This is a genomic window from Lysobacter sp. KIS68-7 (assembly GCF_021284745.1).
GTDB lineage: Bacteria > Pseudomonadota > Gammaproteobacteria > Xanthomonadales > Xanthomonadaceae > Noviluteimonas.
In genome coordinates this window covers 2,763,619-2,781,026 of record NZ_CP089925.1, presented here as the reverse complement: position 1 = coordinate 2,781,026, position 17,408 = coordinate 2,763,619, and the positions used below count along the sequence as shown (strand labels likewise).

The following is a 17,408-nucleotide window of genomic DNA, read 5'->3' as shown; positions in this document are numbered from 1 at the left end:
AGCGTCCGCGCAAGGCGCGAAGCGTCGATGGCGCGAAGGTGAAGCGAGGGCGAAGTGCGCGCGTGATGCGCAAAGAAGAAGGGCGCCTCGCGGCGCCCTTCGTTCAATGCATCGTTGGATCAGCCGCCGCTGTGGCGACCACCACCCGGACGACCGCCACCACGCGGACCACCGGGGCGGGGACCGCCCGGACGCGGGCCACCGGGGCGCTGGCCGCCGGGACGCGCGCCACCCGGACGCGGACCGCCCGGACGCGGGCCACCCGGACCACCGGGACGCGGACCGCCCGGACGCGGGCCACCGGGACGACCGCCCGGACCACGCTGCGGACGCTCGTTGCCGTAAGGATTGAAGCCACCCGGATTGGCGTGGTCGGACGGGAAGCTCGGCGCATTGCCCGGATGTCCGTAAGGACGCGGGCCACCGCCGCCACCGGGGCCGCGACTCGGACGGCCTTCGTTGTTGCCGAACGGACGACCACCACCACCGCCGCCGCCCGGACGCGGGCCGCGCGGCCCCTGTCCCGGACCGCGTGCCTGGCCCTGGCCCTGGCCGCCACCGAAGTTGCCGCCACCGCCCTGCTTGTTGAAGGGCTTGCGGCCGCGCGCGCCATCCGGATTGCGATGACCGGTCGGGCCCGTGTCGACACCCTCCGGCACGTACCAGGTGCGGAACGCGGCGGGATTGCCCGCATCGCGCTGTTCGCCCGGACGCATGCGCTGGCCCTGCTGGCGCGGACCCTTCGGCTTGAAGGCCTTGGCGCCGGCCTTGGCCGCGGCTTCGCCGCTGACCGTCAGGCCACCGTGTGGCTTCTTGCCGCCGCGGCCGCCGCGACGGTCTTCGCGCACGTGGTCGAAGCGACGCAGTTCGCGTCCTTCGTCCGCCGTGTTGTGGCCGCCGACATAACCCTGGGTGCGCGCGCCGCCGAAATGCAGCGTCGACTTCGCCGCCTTGCGCTGGCCGATCACCGGCATCAGCGTGAGCGAGGAAGGCGTGCCGTCTTCGAGGCCGAGCTTGGTGCGCAGCGTGGCGACCTTCTCGGCCGCCAGCTCCTGCGACTGGCCGCGCAGCAGCGGCTGCGGCAGCGAGACGTCGCCGTAACGGATGCGCTTCAGGCGCGACACCTGGCAACCCTGCGATTCCCACAGGCGGCGCACTTCGCGGTTGCGGCCTTCCTTGAGCATCACGCGGAACCAGTCGTGCGAGCCGTCTTCGCCGCCGATGCGTTCGACGTCGTCGAACTTTGCCGGGCCGTCTTCCAGCGCGATGCCGCGACGCAGGCGATCGACGAGCTTGTCCGACACGTCCTCTTCGCCTTCCGGCGGACGCACGCGGCACACGTATTCGCGTTCGATCTCGTAGGACGGATGCATCATCGCGTTGGCCAGCTCGCCGTCGGTGGTGAGCAGCAGCAGGCCGGTGGTGTTGATGTCCAGGCGGCCGATCGCGATCCAGCGCGCGCCCTTGAGCCTGGGCAGCGCTTCGAAAATGGTCGGGCGGCCTTCGGGATCTTCCCGCGTGGTCACTTCGCCCTCGGGCTTGTTGTAGATCAGCACGCGCGCCGGTTCGGTCAGCGCGGTGGCGACGAACGTGCGTCCGTCGATTTCGATCTTGTCGCCGCCGCTCACGCTCATGCCCACGGTGGCGGTGTTGCCGTTGACGCGCACGAGGCCGTCGGCGATGCGCTGTTCCAGCGCGCGACGCGAACCGAGGCCGGCCTGCGCGAGGACCTTGTGCAGGCGTTCCTCGATGCGCGGTGCTTCGGCGGCGGGGGCGTCGGGGGCGCCGCGCTTCAGGGAGAGCTTGCGGCGTTCTTGATCACTCATTGGGTTTGCTCCGACGAGGCCGTCTCGGCGTCGTCATCTTCGGTCATGGACGCGGTGTCTTCGTCTTCCGCGTCTTCGGGGGCATCGGGCGTCTCGTCGACGGCGATGGATTCTTGGGGGTCGTCGAAACCGACGTCGTCGGCTTCGGGCAGGTCGCCGGCCGGCATGTCACCAATCGGCAATGCGGCGGCGGCTTCGGGTTCGAACTGCAGCTGCGGTTCGAGTTCGCCGATGTCCTTGAGTTCGGACAGCGGGGGGAGTTCATCCAGGCGCTTGAGGCCGAAGTAATCGAGGAAGCCCTTCGTGGTGCCGAACAGCGCCGGCTTGCCGGGCACGTCGCGATGGCCGACGACGCGGATCCACTCGCGCTCCTCGAGCGCCTTGATGATGTTGCTGTTCACGGCCACGCCGCGCACCTGTTCGATCTCGCCGCGCGTGATCGGCTGGCGGTAGGCGATGAGCGCGAGCGTTTCGAGCGTGGCGCGCGTGTACTTGGTCTGGCGCTCGGTCCACAGGCGCGCGACCCAGGCATGCACGTCGGCCTTGACCTGGAAACGGAAGCCCGATGCGAGTTCCACCAGTTCCACGCCGCGGTCGGCGCATTGTTCGCGCAGGGTTTCCAGCGCCATTTCGACGCTGCCTTCCGGCGCGGGATCGTCGAGCGAGAACAGGCCGTGCAGCTGCGCGAGCGTCAGCGGCTGGTTCGCCGCCATCAGGGCGGCTTCGACGATGCGGGTGATGAGGCTTTGTTCCATGGTCATCCGTTGGAATCGTTCGCGGCGGCGGGTTCTTCGTCGAACTCGCTCGACAGTTGCAGCGCGTCCGGCGCTTCGTCGCCGGTCGCCAGGGATTTCACGTAGATCGGGGCCAGCGTGCGCGCTTCGCCATGCGCATCGCTCGGCTGTTCCTGGACGATTTCGACCAGTTGTTCCTTCGCCAACGTGAGCAGCGCAAGGAAGGTGACAACCACGCCGAGCTTGCCTTCCTGCACGGTGAACAGCGATTCGAAACGATGGAAGGCGCCGTCGCCCATGCGCTCCAGCAATTCGCCCATGCGCTGGCGGACGCTGAGGGCATCGCGCTTGATCGCGTGCTGGGTGAACAGCTCGGCGCGCTTGAGCACGTCCGACAAGGCCAGCAGCATCTCGCGCAGGTCCACCGGCGGCGGCAGCTTCACCGACGCGCGGTCCGGCACGAAGGCCGAGACCGGCGTGGTGTCGCGATCCTGGCGGGGCAGGGCGTCGATGTCTTCGGCGGCCTGCTTGAAGCGTTCGTATTCCTGCAGGCGGCGGACCAGGTCCGCGCGCGGGTCTTCTTCCAGGCCCTCGTCCGACGGCGGCCGCGGCAACAGCATGCGCGACTTGATCTCGGCCAGGATCGCGGCCATCACCAGGTACTCGGCGGCGAGCTCGAAGCGCATCTCGTGCATCGCCTGGATGTAGTCGACGTACTGGCGCGTGATCGAGGCGACCGGGATGTCGAGGATGTCCAGGTTCTGGCGGCGGATCAGGTAGAGCAGCAGGTCCAGCGGGCCTTCGAACGCATCGAGGATGACCTCGAGCGCGTCCGGCGGGATGTACAGGTCCTGGGGGATCTGCAGCACCGGCTGGCCGAGCACCATCGCCAGCGGCATTTCCTGCTGCTGCGGGGTCGTCGGATTGTGGTTTTGCGGTGTTGCGCCTTCAGGCGCGGGCACGCTCGGTTCGTCGGACATGCGTTTCGCGGCCCCCTCTCGGGCCACTGGATGGAGCAAGGCGGCGCACAACGGCGCGGCCGGAATTGTCGGCTAATGCCGGGGTAAGTCGCTTAGGGGGGACCCGTTGGAGGGTCGCGACGGGCCGCACATCAGTGCTGGCCACGAACCATTGCAGGCAAGGGTAAGGGGCGCGGCGGAGCCTGTCCACCACCTAGAATGCTTGGCTTCATACAAGAAGGAAGGACCACCCCATGTGGTACGCCATCGAAGGACACGACGGCCCCGGCGTCCTGGAACGCCGCCTGGGCGCACGCACCGCCCACCTTGCGCGCCTGACCGCGCTGCGCGACGAGGGCCGACTGCTGCTGGCCGGCCCGTGCCCTGCGATCGACGCCGAGGACCCGGGCCCGGCCGGTTTCAGCGGCAGCATCGTGATCGCCGAATTCGAATCGATCGAAGCCGCCCGCGCCTGGGCCGACGCCGATCCCTACATCGAGGCCGGCGTGTACGTGCGCGTGGACGTGCGTCCCTTCAAGCCGGTGCTCCCGTGACAAGGGTCGAGCGCATCCGCTCGGCGCTCGAGGCCGCCCTCGCTCCGCAATCGCTGGACGTCGTCGACGACAGCGCGCGCCATGCCGGCCACGCCGGTGCGCGCGACGGGCGAGGGCACTTCAATGTCGACATCGTGAGCGACGCATTCGCCGGGATGTCGCCGATCGCCCGGCACCGCGCGGTCTACGCCGCGCTGGGCGAGATGATGACCACCGACATCCACGCGCTCGCGATCCGCGCGCGCACCCCGGCCGAAGCGCAGGCCTGATCGCCGCGCTTCGGCGATTTTCGCTGCACTGCACAACAAATCGCTGTCGAAACTTGTTTTTTACAACCCGTTTACATGTGGTTGTGAAAACGTTTACATTCGAACCACAGCGATCGGTCGTGGGGCAGCGATGGGAGACGTTGTAACGATCCGGGACGTGGCGCGACTGGCACAGGTGTCGGTGGCGACCGTGTCGCGCGCCCTCAACGGCCAGCAGAACGTGGCCCCCGGCGTCCGGGAACGCGTGCTGGATGCCGCCCGCGAACTCCGGTACGTCCCGCACCATGCCGCGCGCAGCCTGAGCAGCCGGCGCACTCGCACCATCGGGGTCGTCCTGCCCGACCTGCACGGCGAATTCTTCTCCGAACTCATGCGCGGCATCGACCTGGTCGCGCGCGAGCACGACCAGCACCTGCTGGTCTCCAGCTACCACGGCCACCCGGACGAACTCGGCGGCGCCCTGCGCGCGCTGCGCGGCCGCGTGGACGGCATGCTGGTGATGTCGCCCTTCGTCGACAGCTCTTCGCTCGCGCAGGACCTCGGCGACGGGCAGGTCGCGGTGCTGATCAACACGCACCTCACCGGCGTCGGCCTGGGCACGCTGGCCATCGACAACCACGGCGGCGCGCGCGCGATGGTGGAGCACCTCGTGCAGCAGGGCTTCCGCCGCATCGCGTTCGTCGCCGGCCCTGCGGACAACTTCGACGCGGACCAGCGCCTGCGCGGATATCGCGACGCGCTCGCCGAATTCCTGCCGGACGCCGAACCCATCGTGCTCGAAGGTGCCTTCGACGAATCCTCCGGTAACGCCGCGGGGCACGCGATCCTCGCGATGGAACAGCGTCCCGATGCCGTGTTCGCCGCCAACGACATGATGGCGCTCGGTTGCCTGTTCGCCTTCCACCACGCCGGGCTGCGCGTCCCCGACGACATCGCCGTCGCCGGCTTCGACGACATTCCCCTCGCGCGCTACGTCCATCCCTCGCTCACCACGATCGCCGTGGACATCGCCGAACTCGGTGGCCTCGCGCTGCGCGCGCTGCTGGCCGGCCGCGAAGCCGACATGTCCCGCGAAGTGCGACTGATCGCACCCCACCTGGTCGCACGCGATTCCACCCGCGGCACCCGCCGCGACAGTTCCTGATCCACGCACACATCCCCCGCAAAGACGTCACCGATCCGCACCGCAGTCACTACCGAATCGCAAAACGAGAACGTTTGGGAGATATGCCATGAAGCCACGCCATAACACCCGTCCCACGCCGCGGCTGCTCGCCTGCGCCATGGCCGCCGCGCTCGCGATGGGCGCGCCCGTCGTCCTCGCGCAGAGCACGTCGGCCACCGTCCGCGGCCAGGTCGCAGCCTCCGCACGCGTCACCGCGACCAATACGGCCACCGGCCTCGTGCGCACCGTGCAGTCCGATGCGAAAGGCAACTACGCCGTCGCCGGCCTGCCGCCGGGCAACTACCGCATCGACGTCGAAGGCGGCGGCTCGCGCACCGTGCAGGTGGGCGTCAGCCAGAACCTGACGGTCAACATCGCCGCGCCGACGAACGAACTCAACACCATCGAAGTGGTCGGCACGCCGCAGGACGTGCGCACGTCGGAAGTGGCGACCTACGTCTCCACGCAGAAGATCGAAGCACTGCCGCAGAACAGCCGCAACTTCCTGTCCTTCGCCGACACCGTGCCGGGCGTGATCTTCGACCAGAGCACGAACGACAACACCACCAAGCTCCGTTCCGGCGCGCAGAACTCCAACGGCGTGAACGTCTTCATCGATGGCGTCGGCCAGAAGAACTACGTGCTCAAGGGCGGCATCAGCGGCCAGGATTCCTCGCGCGGCAACCCGTTCCCGCAGTTGGCGATCGGCGAGTACAAGGTCATCACCTCGAACTACAAGGCCGAGTACGACCAGATCAGCAGTGCTGCGGTGACCGCGGTGACGCGCTCGGGCACGAACGACCTGCAGGGCTCGTTCTTCTGGGATTACACCAACACCCTGTGGCGAGATCCCACGAAGGCCGAAGAGAACGCAGGTTCCAAGTCACACACCTCGACGGAACAGTACGGCATGTCGGTGGGCGGCCCGATCCTCAAGGATCGCCTGTTCTACTTCGTGACCTACGAAGGCAAGGACATCACCAATCCGCGCACCGTCAGCGCGAATCCCATCTTCGGCGGTTTCGGGTTGCCCTCCGACCTGTACGCGCAGACCGGCCCGACGGCGTCGCCGTTCACCGAAGGCCTGTGGTTCGGCAAGCTGACCTGGCAGCCGGATGGCAACAACCTCGTCGAGTTGTCCCTGAAGGACCGCAACGAAGAGGAGATCACCGGCATCGGCGGTCAGGATTCGTTCCAGTACGGCACCTCGAAGACGAACGACAGCACGCGCGGCGACCTGCGTTGGCAGTACAACGCCGACGACTGGATCAACGATGCGCACCTGACGTTCGAAGACGAATCCTGGAGCCCGCATGCGCAGAACACGGGCATCGGCTTCCGCTTCACCGGCACCAACGACGATCCGTTCCGCGGCACGGTGCTGAACGTCGGCGCCGGCCGCGACTTCCAGGACAAGGGCCAGAAGGGTTGGTCCGTGCAGGACGACTTCACCTGGCTCGGCTTCGAAGGCCACACGATCAAGGTCGGCGCGAAGTTCAAGGCCGTCAAGATCAACGCGTTCGAACAGCAGCCCTACAACCCGCAGTACTTCGTCAACCTGCCGACCAACCTGGCGGTCGGCAACGACACCTTCGGTGAGTTCGTGCCGTTCCAGGTGGAGTTCGGTGCGCTGGTGCCGGGCGCGGCCACGCGCGACATCACCACCGACGCCAAGCAGTTCGGCCTCTATGCGCAGGACGACTGGCAGGTCACCGAGCACCTGATGCTCAACCTCGGCCTGCGCTGGGATTACGAGAAGAACGAGGGCTGGGAAAACTGGGTGACCCCGCAGAACATCGCCGATGCGCTGCGTGCGTGGCCCAACATCCACGGGCCGAACGTCGACTACAACATCGAGAACTACATCAGCAACGGCAGCAACCGCTCCTCGCCGAAGGACCAGTGGCAGCCGCGCCTGGGCTTCTCCTACGACATTGGTGCCGACGAACGCCACGTGGTCTTCGGCGGCGTGGGCCGCACCTACGACCGCAACCTGTGGGACTACCTGCAGTTGGAGCAGTCGAAGTACTCGTTCCCGACCTACCAGCTGCACTTCAACGTACCGGGCTTCGCCTGCGACCCGGCGACCGACAACCGCTGCTTCGAATGGGATCCGGCCTACTACAACCCGGCGAACCTGGCTGCGCTCGTGGCGGCGAACCCGAACCTCGGCGCTGAAGTGAACGTGATCAACAACGATCTGAAGACGCCTTATTCCGACCAGTTCAGCCTGGGCATGCGCAATGCGTTCACCTTCGGCACGCAGGAATGGACGCTGTCGACGACCTACGCGCACATCGTGAGCAAGGACGGCATCGTGTTCTCGCTCGGCAACCGTTGGCCGGACGGCAGCTTCCGCAACCCGGACGTCCCCGGTGCCACGTGGGGCAACCAGCCCTTCGGCTTCTCCATTCCGGGCTTCGGCACGCTCATCAAGGCCGACAACGGCATCGAGACCAAGCTCAACCAGTTCCTGGTCGGCATCGACAAGCTGTACACGACCGATTCGCCCTGGAGCGTCACCGTCGCCTATACGTACAGCGACGCGTCGGAAAACCGCTTCAATGCAGCGAACTCCGACGAGCACTACCTGTTCGACTACCCGAACCTGGATGGCCAGCCGTTCCTCACGTCCGTGGGGGTGCCGAAGCATCGACTCGTGGTGAGCGGCTACGGCGACATCGTCTGGAACATGCAGGTGTCGGCCAAGCTGACGCTTGCGAGCGAATATCCGAAGGACTCGGTGAACTGCTTCAACGCCGCCAGCTTCAACAACTGCTTCTTCGATTCGTTCCAGCCCGACGTGACCTTCGGTTACAAGCAGTTCGATGTGGCCCTGCGCAAGACCTGGGACACGGGCACGGACCTGAAGCTGTGGATGCGCGTGGACGCGTTCAACCTGTTCAACTGGCGCAGCTGGACGGACTACGACACCTGGCGCGGTGGCCCTGGCGAACCCAATCCGACCTTCGGCAACGTGAACGGGACTGGCCTGCAGCAGGATCCGCGCTTCTTCAAGCTCTCCATGGGCTTCGACTTCTGAGGTAGGTGATGAAGGAAATGCTCGGCCGCATCGTCGCGGCAACCTGCGTGACCGTGGCGCTGGCGTCCTGCCAGCGCCCGGTGGCGACGACCGAACCGATGCACGCGCACGCGCCGACGGTGACGTCGGCGCGCGTGGACCGACCGGTGCCGCCGCTCGTGCAAGACCTCGAGCGGCGCACCTTCGATTATTTCTGGGAACGCGCGAACCCGAAGAACGGACTGGTGCCGGATCGCTGGCCCACGCCGTCGTTCTCGAGCATCGCGGCGGTGGGCTTCGGGCTCACCGCATACGGCGTGGGCGTGGAGCGCGGCTACATCACGCGCGACCAGGCCATCGAGCGCACGCTCGCCACGCTGCGCTTCTTCGCCAATGCGAAGCAGGGGCCCGAGGCCGCGGGCACGGCGGGCTACAAGGGTTTCTTCTATCACTTCCTCGACATGGACACGGGGACGCGTTACGAGACGAACGAGCTGTCCACCGTGGACACGACGCTGCTGATGGGCGGCGTGCTGTTCGCGCAGACCTTCTACGATCGCGACGATCCGCGCGAAGCGGAAATCCGCCAGCTCGCCGACCAGCTCTATCGCGGCATCGACTGGACGTGGGCGCAGAGGCGTTCGCCGCGCATCTCGATGGGCTGGAAGCCGGAAGACGGCTTCATCGCCTACGACTGGAACGGCTACAACGAAGCGATCCTCGTGTACCTGCTTGCGCTGGGTTCGCCGACGCATCCGGTCGGGCGCGATGCCTACGATGCGTGGGTGTCCACCTACGACCACGGCTGGGGTTCGTTCAACGGTGGCCCGGAGCACCTGACGTTCCCGCCGCTGTTCGGCCACCAGTACTCGCACATCTGGGTGGACTTCCGCGGCATCACCGACGACTACATGAAGCAGCGCGGCCTCGATTACTTCGAGAACAGCCGTCGCGCGACGCTCTCGCAGCGCCAGTACGCGATCGACAATCCGCAAGGCTGGGCGGGCTACGACAAGGACGTGTGGGGCCTCACCGCCTCCGACGGTCCCGTCGACGCGGTACTCGACTTCAAGGGCAAGCCGCACAAATTCCAGACCTACACCGCGCGCGGCGTCGGCACGCAGTACACGGTCGACGACGGCACGCTGGTGCCGACCGCAGCCGCGTCCTCCATCGCCTTCACGCCGGAGGAATCCATCGCCGCCATCCAGGCGATGCACGACCGCTACGGCAAGGCGATCTACCAGCAATATGGCTTCCTCGACGCCTTCAACCCGAGCTTCACGTACACCGACGTCAAGCTGCACCACGGCAAGCTCGTGCCGGGCATGGGTTGGGTCGACGGCGACTACATCGGCATCGACCAGGGCCCGATCGTGCTGATGATCGAAAACCATCGCAGCGATTTCGTGTGGTCGGTGATGCGCCGGAATCCGTATATCCGCAAGGGACTCGAACGCGCCGGCTTCACCGGCGGGTGGCTCGACGAGGGCAAATGAAGGCGCATGCGCGCAGGTGGGTGCTGGCCTGCGCCGCGCTGGTGTGCGTGCTCGCCTCGTGCACGCGCGCGCCGGAAGCGCAGGGCACGACGACTTTACGCTTCTGGGCCATGGGCTACGAAGGCGAAGTGGTCGCGCAGCTTCTGCCCGAGTTCGAACGCACGCACCCGGGCATCAAGGTGCGCCTGCAGCAACTGCCCTGGACCGCGGCGCATGAAAAACTGCTGACGGCCTTCGCCGGCGACGCGTTGCCCGATGTCGTGCCGCTGGGCAACACGTGGATTCCCGAATTCGCCGCGCTCGGCGCGTTGGAGCCGCTCGATCCCTTCATCGCGCGCACGCCGGGCTTCGATGTCGCCGATTACTTCCCGGGCGCCTACGACAGCGGCGTGGTGGGCACCACGACCTATGCGGTGCCGTGGTATGTCGAAACGCGCGTGCCGTATTACCGTCGCGACCTGCTGGCGAAGGCCGGCTTCACCAAGCCGCCGGTGAACTGGACGGAATGGCGCGCATCGATGCAGGCGCTCAAGCGCGAAGTCGGTGACACCAACTACGCCATCCTGCTGCCGCTCAACGAATTCGAACCGCTGCTCAACCTCGCCGTGCAGCAACGCGAGCCGCTGCTGCGCGACGACGGGCGCTACGGCAACTTCCGCAGCCCCGGATTCAAACGTGCGCTCGCCTTCTACAAGAGCCTGTTCGATGCCGGCCTTGCGCCACGCGTGGACAACACCCGCATCTCCAACGTCTGGCAGGAATTCGGGCGCGGCTACTTCGGCTACTACATCAGCGGGCCCTGGAACATCGCCGAATTCCGCAAGCGCCTGCCGCCCGAGTTGTCGGGCGCATGGATGACGATGCCGCTCCCGGGGCCCGACGGCCCGGATGCGTCGATCGCGGGCGGGACAAGCTTCGTCGTATTCCGTTCGTCCGAACACAAGGACGCGGCGTGGCAACTCGTCGCCTGGCTTTCCGAGCCCGCGCAGCAGATCCGCATCCACGCGCTCACCGGCGACCTGCCGCCGCGCCGTTCGCCCTGGTCCACGCCCGCGCTGGCGAAGGACCCGTATGCACGCGCGTTCCGCGACCAGCTTGAACGTGCGGTGCCGACGCCCAAGGTGCCGGAGTGGGAACGCATTTCCGAGGAAATGCGCCTGGTCGGCGAACTCGTCGCCAACGATCGCCTGAACGTCGACGAAGCCGCGGCCGAGATGGATCGGCGCGCCGACAAGATCCTCGAGAAGCGCCGCTGGATGCTGGACCACGGCACGATGCCGAAGGGGGCGCGATGAAGCGCTCGCTCGCAGGGTGGGCCTTCGCGGCGCCGGCCTTGCTGGTGATCGCGCTGTTCTTCGTGCTGCCGGTCGTCGCCGCGCTCGCGCTGAGCCTGACCGACTTCGACATCTACGCGCTCGCCGACCCGCACAACCTGCGCTTCGTCGGCCTGGACAACTACATCGGCCTGCTGGGCAATCCGTTGTTCTGGAAGGCATTGGGCAACACGCTGTACTTCGTGGTGGTCGGCGTGCCGTTCTCGATCTTCGTCTCGCTCGGTGCGGCCTTGCTCCTGCATTCGAAGCTCGCGCGCTTCCGCCCGTTCTTCCGCACCGCACTGTTCGCGCCGGTGGTGACCACCGTGGTCGCGGTGGCGGTGATCTGGCGTTATCTGTTCCACACGCGCTACGGCGCGATGAACTGGGGTCTGTCGCTGCTCGGCATCGACCCGATCGACTGGTTCGGCGATCCGCACTGGGCGATGCCCTCGATCATCCTGTTCGCCGTGTGGAAGAACTTCGGCTACAACATGATCATCTTCCTCGCGGGGCTGCAGGCGATCCCGGAAGACCTGTACGAAGCCGCGCGCATCGATGGCGCCTCGTGGTGGAAGCAGTTCGTGCACGTCACGCTGCCGATGCTCGGGCCGGTGATGCTGTTGGTCGGCATCCTCACGATGGCGGGCTACTTCCAGCTCTTCGCCGAACCCTACGTCATGACGCTCGGCGGCCCGCTGCAAAGCACGGTGAGCGTGCTGTACATGATGTACGAGGAGGGCTTCAAGTGGTGGAACCTCGGCAACGCGTCCGCAGTGGCGTTTCTGCTGTTCCTGCTGATGACGGCGGCGACGAGCGGACTGTTGTGGTTCGCACGCAAGCGGGGCGTGGAATGAAGCGCAATCCGCTCGCGCTGGCGATGGTCAACGGCGCGCTGATCGGCCTGGCGGCGATCAGTCTCGCGCCCTTGTTCTGGATGCTCGCGGTGTCCATCATGCAGCCCGGCGAAGCGAGCCACTTCCCGCCGCCGTGGTGGCCGTCGAACCCGACGTTGCACAACTACCGCGAGTTGTTCCTGCGTGCCGGCATGGGCACCTACCTGTTGAACAGCACGCTCATCGCCACGGGCGTGACGCTGATTTCGGTGCTGCTCAACACGCTGGCGGGCTACGCGTTCGCGAAACTGAAGTTCCGCGGCCGCGAGCGTACGTTCCGCGCGCTGCTCGCCGCGCTGGTGATCCCCGCGCAGGTCGCGATGATGCCGCTGTTCCTGCTGCTCAAGCAGATGGGGCTCGTGAACACCTACTTCGGTGCGATGGTGCCGGGGCTGGCGGGCATCTTCGGCATCTTCCTCGTCCGGCAATACGCACGCTCGTTGCCCGATGAACTGCTGGAGGCCGCGCGCATCGACGGTGCCGGCGAGCTGCGCATCTTCTTCCAGGTGGTGTTGCCGGCCTTGCGCCCGATCCTGGTGACGCTGGCGGTCTTCGCCTTCCTCGGCGCATGGAACGACTTCATGTGGCCGCTGATCGTGCTGGGCGACCAAAGCATGCAGACGCTGCCCGTTGCGCTCGCCACGCTCTCGCGCGAGCACGTGCAGGACAACGAACTGATGATGGCCGGTTCGGTGGTGACGATCGTGCCGGTGCTGGTGCTGTTCCTGATGCTGCAGCGCTACTACCTGCAGGGTTTGCTGGTCGGGAGCGTGAAGGGATGAGGCGATGGATCGCGGGGGTGTTGTGCGCGCTGCCGTTGCTGGCGTGCGCGCAGGCCCGGGTGCTGGACGCGTTCGATTCCACCCAGGGCTGGAAGGTCATCGCCTCCGACCAGGTGACGGGCACGTTGCGCAGCGATGGCCAGGCCACGTGCCTGGACTACGACTTCCACGGCGTGTCGGGGTACGTCGGCCTGCAGAAGGCGATCCCGCTGGAGTACCCGGGCAACTACGCCTTCGACTTCAGGCTGCGAGGCGACGGCCCGAAGAACGACTTCCAGTTCAAGCTCGTGGATGCGAGCGGGGACAACGTGTGGTGGGTGGTGAGGTCGAAGTTTGCATTGCCCACCGAGTGGGCCGCGATGCGCTTCAAGAAGCGACACATCGCGAAAGCGTGGGGCCCGTCGCCGGAGACCGAACTGCGCAAGAGCGCGAAGCTTGAGTTCACGCTCGCCAGTGGCGAAGGCGGGAAGGGCAGCGCGTGCTTTGATGCGCTGAGTTTCGAGCCGCTGCCACCGCAGGATGATTCCCCGCTCGTCGGCACGCTGCGCGGCGGTGCCGACACCTGGACCTACGACCTCGGCAAGCCGCGCGAACTTGGTGGCGCGATCCTGCGGTGGAAGGAAGGCGAGGGCGCTTCGGAGTACGCGGTCTCCTTGTCTGACGACGGCAAGACATGGCGTCGCGTGTACGACGTCCACATGGGCGACGGCGGCGAAGACTTCATCGCGCTGCCCGAAGAAGAAGCGCGTTACTTGCGCGTGGATGCCACCGGGGCGTCGAACCTCGCACCGACGATGACGCTCGAAGCGGTCGAGGTGCAACCGCTCGCGTTCTCCGCCACGCCCAACGATCTGCTGAAAGCCATCGCCGCACGCGCACCACGCGGCGACTTCCCGCGCGGCTTCGTCGGCGAACAGCCGTACTGGACCATCGTGGGCATCGATGGCGGACGCGAACAAGGCCTGTTGGGCGAAGACGGCGCGGTCGAATTCGCACGCGGCGGCTTCAGCATCGCGCCGCGCGTAGGCGGCAGCAACTGGGCCGACATGTCGGCCACGCAATCGCTGCAGGATGGCTATCTGCCCATCCCGTCGGTGCACCTCTCGAAAGAGGGCTTCAAGCTCGATGTCACGGCCTTCGCCGAGGGCACGCACGAGCAGGCGCGGATGATCGTGCGTTATCGCCTGACGAATATCGGCGCCAAGGCGGGCAGCACCTTCCTGGTGCTGGAGGTGCGTCCCTGGCAGGTGAATCCGCCGAGCCAGTTCCTCAACACCGCCGGTGGCTTCAGCCCGATCCATTCGCTGCTCCTTGAACCGCAACTGCTGCACGTCAACGGCGAGCCGAGCGTGGCGCTGTCGCAGGCGCCGCACGAGCGCCTCACGACGGTGTATCCGTTCGTCTCCCGCCATTGGGCGGGTCGACACCCGAGCCATGCGCGCGAGGTCGAGGATGCGAGCGGCATGGCGATGGCGGATCTCACCTTCGTCGTCGCCGATCTCGCACCGGGCGCGTCATTCGAGTTGTCGCTGAGTGCGCCGCTGGGCGGGGGCGTGCCGACGCCGATCTCCAACGAAGAAGCCGAACGCCTGCAGGCACAAGTCGCCGCGCAGTGGCACGACAAACTCGATCGCGTGCGCATCACCGTACCGAAGGACGGCCAACACCTCGTCGACACCCTGCGCACCGCACTCGCCAACATGGCGATCAGCCGCGTCGGCCCGCGCCTGCAGCCTGGCACGCGTTCGTATTCGCGTGCATGGATCCGCGACGGCGCGATGATCGGCGAGGGCCTGTTGCGCCTGGGCCGCGAGGACATCGCGAAGGATTTCCTGCGCTGGTACGCGCCCTACCAGTTCGACAGCGGCAAGGTGCCGTGCTGCGTGGACGACCGCGGCGCGGATCCGGTGCCGGAAAACGACAGCCAGGGCGAGTTGATCTACCTGGTGGCGGAGGTCTATCGCTACACGCGTGATCGCGCGTTGCTCGAAGCGATGTGGCCGCACGTGCAAGGCGCCGTGAAGTACATGGACGCATTGCGCGCAAGCGAACGTACCGAAGAGAATCGCGCAAAGAACCCCGCGTTCTACGGCCTCATGCCCGCGTCGATCAGCCACGAGGGCTACTCCGCGAAACCCATGCACTCGTACTGGGACGATTTCTGGGCCTTGCGCGGCTACAAGGACGCCGTCGAAATCGCGCAGTGGCTGGGTCACGACGACGATGCGAAACGCTTCGCCGCCTCGCGCGACCAGTTCCGCGACGACCTCTACGCCTCGCTGCGCACCGCGATGGAACAGAAGAAGATCGACTTCCTCCCGGGCTCCGCGGAACTCGGTGACTTCGACGCCACGTCAACGACCATCGCACTCGCCCCCGGTGGCGAACAGCAACACCTCCCGAAGGACGCGCTGCTCGCGACCTTCGAACGCTACTGGCGCGAGTTCGACCAACGCGCCAGGGGCCAGCGCGCGTGGAAGGACTACACGCCGTACGAACTGCGCACCATCGGGACGTTAGTGCGCCTGGGCTGGCGCGACCGCGCGCATTCGGCGCTCGATTTCTTCTTCGCCGACCAGCAACCGCGCGGCTGGAACCAATGGGCGGAAGTGGTCTCGCACACGCCGCGCAAGCCCTTCTTCGTCGGCGACCTGCCGCATGCCTGGGTCGCGTCGGATTACGTGCGCTCCGCGCTCGACCTGTTCGCCTACGAGCGCGGCGATGCCATCGTGCTGGCCGCGGGCATTCCCGAGCGTTGGCTAGAAGGCGAGGGCGTCGCCATCGACGGCCTGCGCACGACAAGCGGTCCGCTCGCCTACACGCTGCGCGCGGATGCGAAGACGGTGCACCTTGCGATCACGCAAGGCACACCGCCTCCGGGGGGCTTCATCTTCGAATGGGGCGGCAAGGAAACGCGCATCACGCACGTTCCCGCCACGCTGGCGTTGCCTCGTTAGCAGCAGGCCGCGTCAGTAAGGCAGCGGGTCGGCCAGGCTGCCGCCGTTCGTCGCGATCACCTGCGAGTACAGCTTCGCGCTGTCCTTCGGCGTGCGCTCCTGCGTACCGTAGTTCACGTGCACGATGCCGAAGCGCTTGGAGTAGCCCAGCGACCACTCCAGGTTGTCCAGCAGCGACCACACCATGTAACCGCGGATGTCGCAGCCCTGGTCGATGGCGCTGCGGATCGCCTTCAAATGCTTCTGCAGGTAATCCATGCGCAGCGGATCGCGCACGCGGCCGCCTTCGGCCACGGCGGGGTCGAAGAATGCGGCGCCGTTCTCGGTGATGTAGGTCGGGATGTTGCCGTAGCGGTCCTTCGACCAGACGAGCAGGTCGATCAAGCCCTGCGGGAACACTTCCCAGCCCGTTTCCGTATACGTGCCCAGCGGCTGGCGCACGGCGCTGGCCTTCAGCGGATAGCTGTCGCTGGCCTGCGTCACGCTGCGCGTGTAGTAGTTGATGCCGATGAAATCGAGCTTCTGCTTGATCAGCGCGTAGTCCTCCGCCGACCACTCCGGCCACGCGTCGCCGAAGATTTCCTTCAGCTCGGGCGGGTACTGGCCGAGCAGGGCGACGTCGAGGTACTGCTCGTTCATGTACGCATGCGCGCGTTCGACCGCGGCCGCGTCGGCCTTCGAATCGCTCGCCGCGTACTTCGGCTCGATGTTCACCACCAGGCCGATCTCGTGCTTGCCGATCTCGCGATAGGCCTTCACCGCCGCGCCGTGCGCGCGCATGAGGTTGTGCGTGGCGATCGGCGTTTCGTACTTGCTGCGGTGGCCCGGTGCGAGCGCGCCATGCAGGTAACCGCCATCGGTGACCACCCACGGCTCGTTGAGCGTCACCCACTTCTTCACCCGGCCGTCGAGCGCGCGATACAGCACGCTGCCGTATTCGGCGAACCACTCCGCGATGTCGCGGTTCAACCAACCGCCGCGATCGTCGAGCGCCGCGGGCAGGTCCCAGTGGTAGAGGGTGAGCAACGGCTCGATGTCGTTGGCGAGCAACTCGTCGACCAGGCGCGAATAGAAGTCCACGCCCTTCTGGTTCACGCGGCCCGTGCCGTCCGGCAGGATGCGCGACCACGAGGTGCTGAAGCGGTAGGCCTTCAGGCCCAGCGACTTCATCAACGCCACGTCGGACTTCCAGCGGTTGTAGTGGTCGCAGGCCACGTCGCCGGTGTCGCCGTTGACCGTCATGCCCGGCGTGTGCGCGAATCGCGTCCAGATGCTGGGGCCGGCACCGTCGGCGAGCGGGGAGCCTTCGATCTGGTGCGCGGCGGTGGCGGCGCCCCAGAGGAAGCCCTCGGGAAACACGAAGGAATTGGCGGGCATCGCGATCGGCCTCCAAGCCAAGGCGGATGGTTGTGTAAACGGTTACATGGCAGGA

Annotated in this window: 12 protein-coding genes and 1 pseudogene; 9 read left to right on the top strand and 4 right to left on the bottom strand. The window is 66.7% G+C overall.

What is annotated here, in order from left to right; all coding sequences use genetic code 11:
- Nucleotides 1-119: 119 nt before the first annotated feature.
- The 3 genes and pseudogenes from LVB87_RS13370 to LVB87_RS13360 all read right to left on the bottom strand — a co-directional run bounded on the left by LVB87_RS13370 (nucleotide 120) and on the right by LVB87_RS13360 (nucleotide 3,540).
- Entirely contained in the window at nucleotides 120-1,826 is a 1,707-nt protein-coding gene (locus LVB87_RS13370) for a pseudouridine synthase (protein WP_232898450.1), read from the bottom strand.
- Nucleotides 1,827-2,035: 209 nt separating this feature from the next.
- Nucleotides 2,036-2,581, bottom strand: a pseudogene (gene scpB, locus LVB87_RS13365) (SMC-Scp complex subunit ScpB); the annotation flags it as partial.
- A 2-nt stretch (nucleotides 2,582-2,583) separates the two neighbouring features.
- Entirely contained in the window at nucleotides 2,584-3,540 is a 957-nt protein-coding gene (locus tag LVB87_RS13360) for a ScpA family protein (RefSeq protein WP_232898449.1), read from the bottom strand.
- Between the two features lie 233 nt (nucleotides 3,541-3,773).
- Here LVB87_RS13360 and LVB87_RS13355 point away from each other — a divergent pair, with 233 nt between their 5' ends.
- The 9 genes from LVB87_RS13355 to LVB87_RS13315 all read left to right on the top strand — a co-directional run bounded on the left by LVB87_RS13355 (nucleotide 3,774) and on the right by LVB87_RS13315 (nucleotide 15,976).
- Nucleotides 3,774-4,073 (top strand): YciI family protein, encoded by a 300-nt coding sequence (locus tag LVB87_RS13355; protein WP_232898448.1) that lies wholly within the window; start codon nucleotides 3,774-3,776, stop codon nucleotides 4,071-4,073.
- Nucleotides 4,070-4,342 (top strand): BolA family protein, encoded by a 273-nt coding sequence (locus LVB87_RS13350; protein WP_232898447.1) that lies wholly within the window; start codon nucleotides 4,070-4,072, stop codon nucleotides 4,340-4,342. The genes LVB87_RS13355 and LVB87_RS13350 overlap by 4 nt, the downstream gene beginning before the upstream one ends.
- 130 nt (nucleotides 4,343-4,472) lie before the next feature.
- Nucleotides 4,473-5,486 carry a LacI family DNA-binding transcriptional regulator gene (locus tag LVB87_RS13345; protein ID WP_232898446.1) on the top strand — a complete coding sequence of 338 codons (1,014 nt, stop codon included), beginning with the start codon at nucleotides 4,473-4,475 and terminating at the stop codon, nucleotides 5,484-5,486.
- Between the two features lie 88 nt (nucleotides 5,487-5,574).
- Nucleotides 5,575-8,550, top strand: a complete 2,976-nt coding sequence (locus LVB87_RS13340) for a TonB-dependent receptor (RefSeq protein ID WP_232898445.1) — start codon at nucleotides 5,575-5,577, stop codon at nucleotides 8,548-8,550.
- Between the two features lie 8 nt (nucleotides 8,551-8,558).
- Nucleotides 8,559-10,028, top strand: coding sequence for a glucoamylase family protein (locus LVB87_RS13335; protein ID WP_232898444.1), 1,470 nt, complete (start codon nucleotides 8,559-8,561; stop codon nucleotides 10,026-10,028).
- The gene (locus LVB87_RS13330) at nucleotides 10,025-11,323 is read left to right on the top strand and encodes a sugar ABC transporter substrate-binding protein (RefSeq protein ID WP_232898443.1); all 1,299 of its coding nucleotides are present in this window, start codon (nucleotides 10,025-10,027) and stop codon (nucleotides 11,321-11,323) included. The genes LVB87_RS13335 and LVB87_RS13330 overlap by 4 nt, the downstream gene beginning before the upstream one ends.
- A complete protein-coding gene (locus LVB87_RS13325) occupies nucleotides 11,320-12,198 on the top strand; it encodes a sugar ABC transporter permease (RefSeq protein WP_232898442.1) in 879 nt (292 codons plus the stop codon). Before LVB87_RS13330 ends, LVB87_RS13325 begins: the two co-directional genes overlap by 4 nt.
- The gene (locus tag LVB87_RS13320) at nucleotides 12,195-13,019 is read left to right on the top strand and encodes a carbohydrate ABC transporter permease (protein WP_232898441.1); all 825 of its coding nucleotides are present in this window, start codon (nucleotides 12,195-12,197) and stop codon (nucleotides 13,017-13,019) included. Before LVB87_RS13325 ends, LVB87_RS13320 begins: the two co-directional genes overlap by 4 nt.
- Nucleotides 13,016-15,976 (top strand): discoidin domain-containing protein, encoded by a 2,961-nt coding sequence (locus LVB87_RS13315; protein ID WP_232898440.1) that lies wholly within the window; start codon nucleotides 13,016-13,018, stop codon nucleotides 15,974-15,976. Before LVB87_RS13320 ends, LVB87_RS13315 begins: the two co-directional genes overlap by 4 nt.
- A 12-nt stretch (nucleotides 15,977-15,988) precedes the next feature.
- Here the strand turns inward: LVB87_RS13315 and LVB87_RS13310 are convergent, their stop codons facing one another.
- Nucleotides 15,989-17,353 (bottom strand): GH1 family beta-glucosidase, encoded by a 1,365-nt coding sequence (locus LVB87_RS13310; protein WP_232898439.1) that lies wholly within the window; start codon nucleotides 17,351-17,353, stop codon nucleotides 15,989-15,991.
- Nucleotides 17,354-17,408: the final 55 nt, after the last annotated feature.

Bases quoted from the DNA above. Each gene is read 5' to 3' on its own strand.
- LVB87_RS13355 (WP_232898448.1), top strand. From the start codon at position 3,774: ATGTGGTACGCCATCGAAGGACACGACGGCCCCGGCGTCCTGGAACGC.
- LVB87_RS13330 (WP_232898443.1), top strand. From the start codon at position 10,025: ATGAAGGCGCATGCGCGCAGGTGGGTGCTGGCCTGCGCCGCGCTGGTG.
- LVB87_RS13345 (WP_232898446.1), top strand. From the start codon at position 4,473: ATGGGAGACGTTGTAACGATCCGGGACGTGGCGCGACTGGCACAGGTG.
- LVB87_RS13325 (WP_232898442.1), top strand. From the start codon at position 11,320: ATGAAGCGCTCGCTCGCAGGGTGGGCCTTCGCGGCGCCGGCCTTGCTG.
- LVB87_RS13320 (WP_232898441.1), top strand. From the start codon at position 12,195: ATGAAGCGCAATCCGCTCGCGCTGGCGATGGTCAACGGCGCGCTGATC.
- LVB87_RS13360 (WP_232898449.1), bottom strand. From the start codon at position 3,540: ATGTCCGACGAACCGAGCGTGCCCGCGCCTGAAGGCGCAACACCGCAA.
- LVB87_RS13310 (WP_232898439.1), bottom strand. From the start codon at position 17,353: ATGCCCGCCAATTCCTTCGTGTTTCCCGAGGGCTTCCTCTGGGGCGCC.
- LVB87_RS13315 (WP_232898440.1), top strand. From the start codon at position 13,016: ATGAGGCGATGGATCGCGGGGGTGTTGTGCGCGCTGCCGTTGCTGGCG.
- LVB87_RS13340 (WP_232898445.1), top strand. From the start codon at position 5,575: ATGAAGCCACGCCATAACACCCGTCCCACGCCGCGGCTGCTCGCCTGC.
- LVB87_RS13370 (WP_232898450.1), bottom strand. From the start codon at position 1,826: ATGAGTGATCAAGAACGCCGCAAGCTCTCCCTGAAGCGCGGCGCCCCC.
- LVB87_RS13335 (WP_232898444.1), top strand. From the start codon at position 8,559: ATGAAGGAAATGCTCGGCCGCATCGTCGCGGCAACCTGCGTGACCGTG.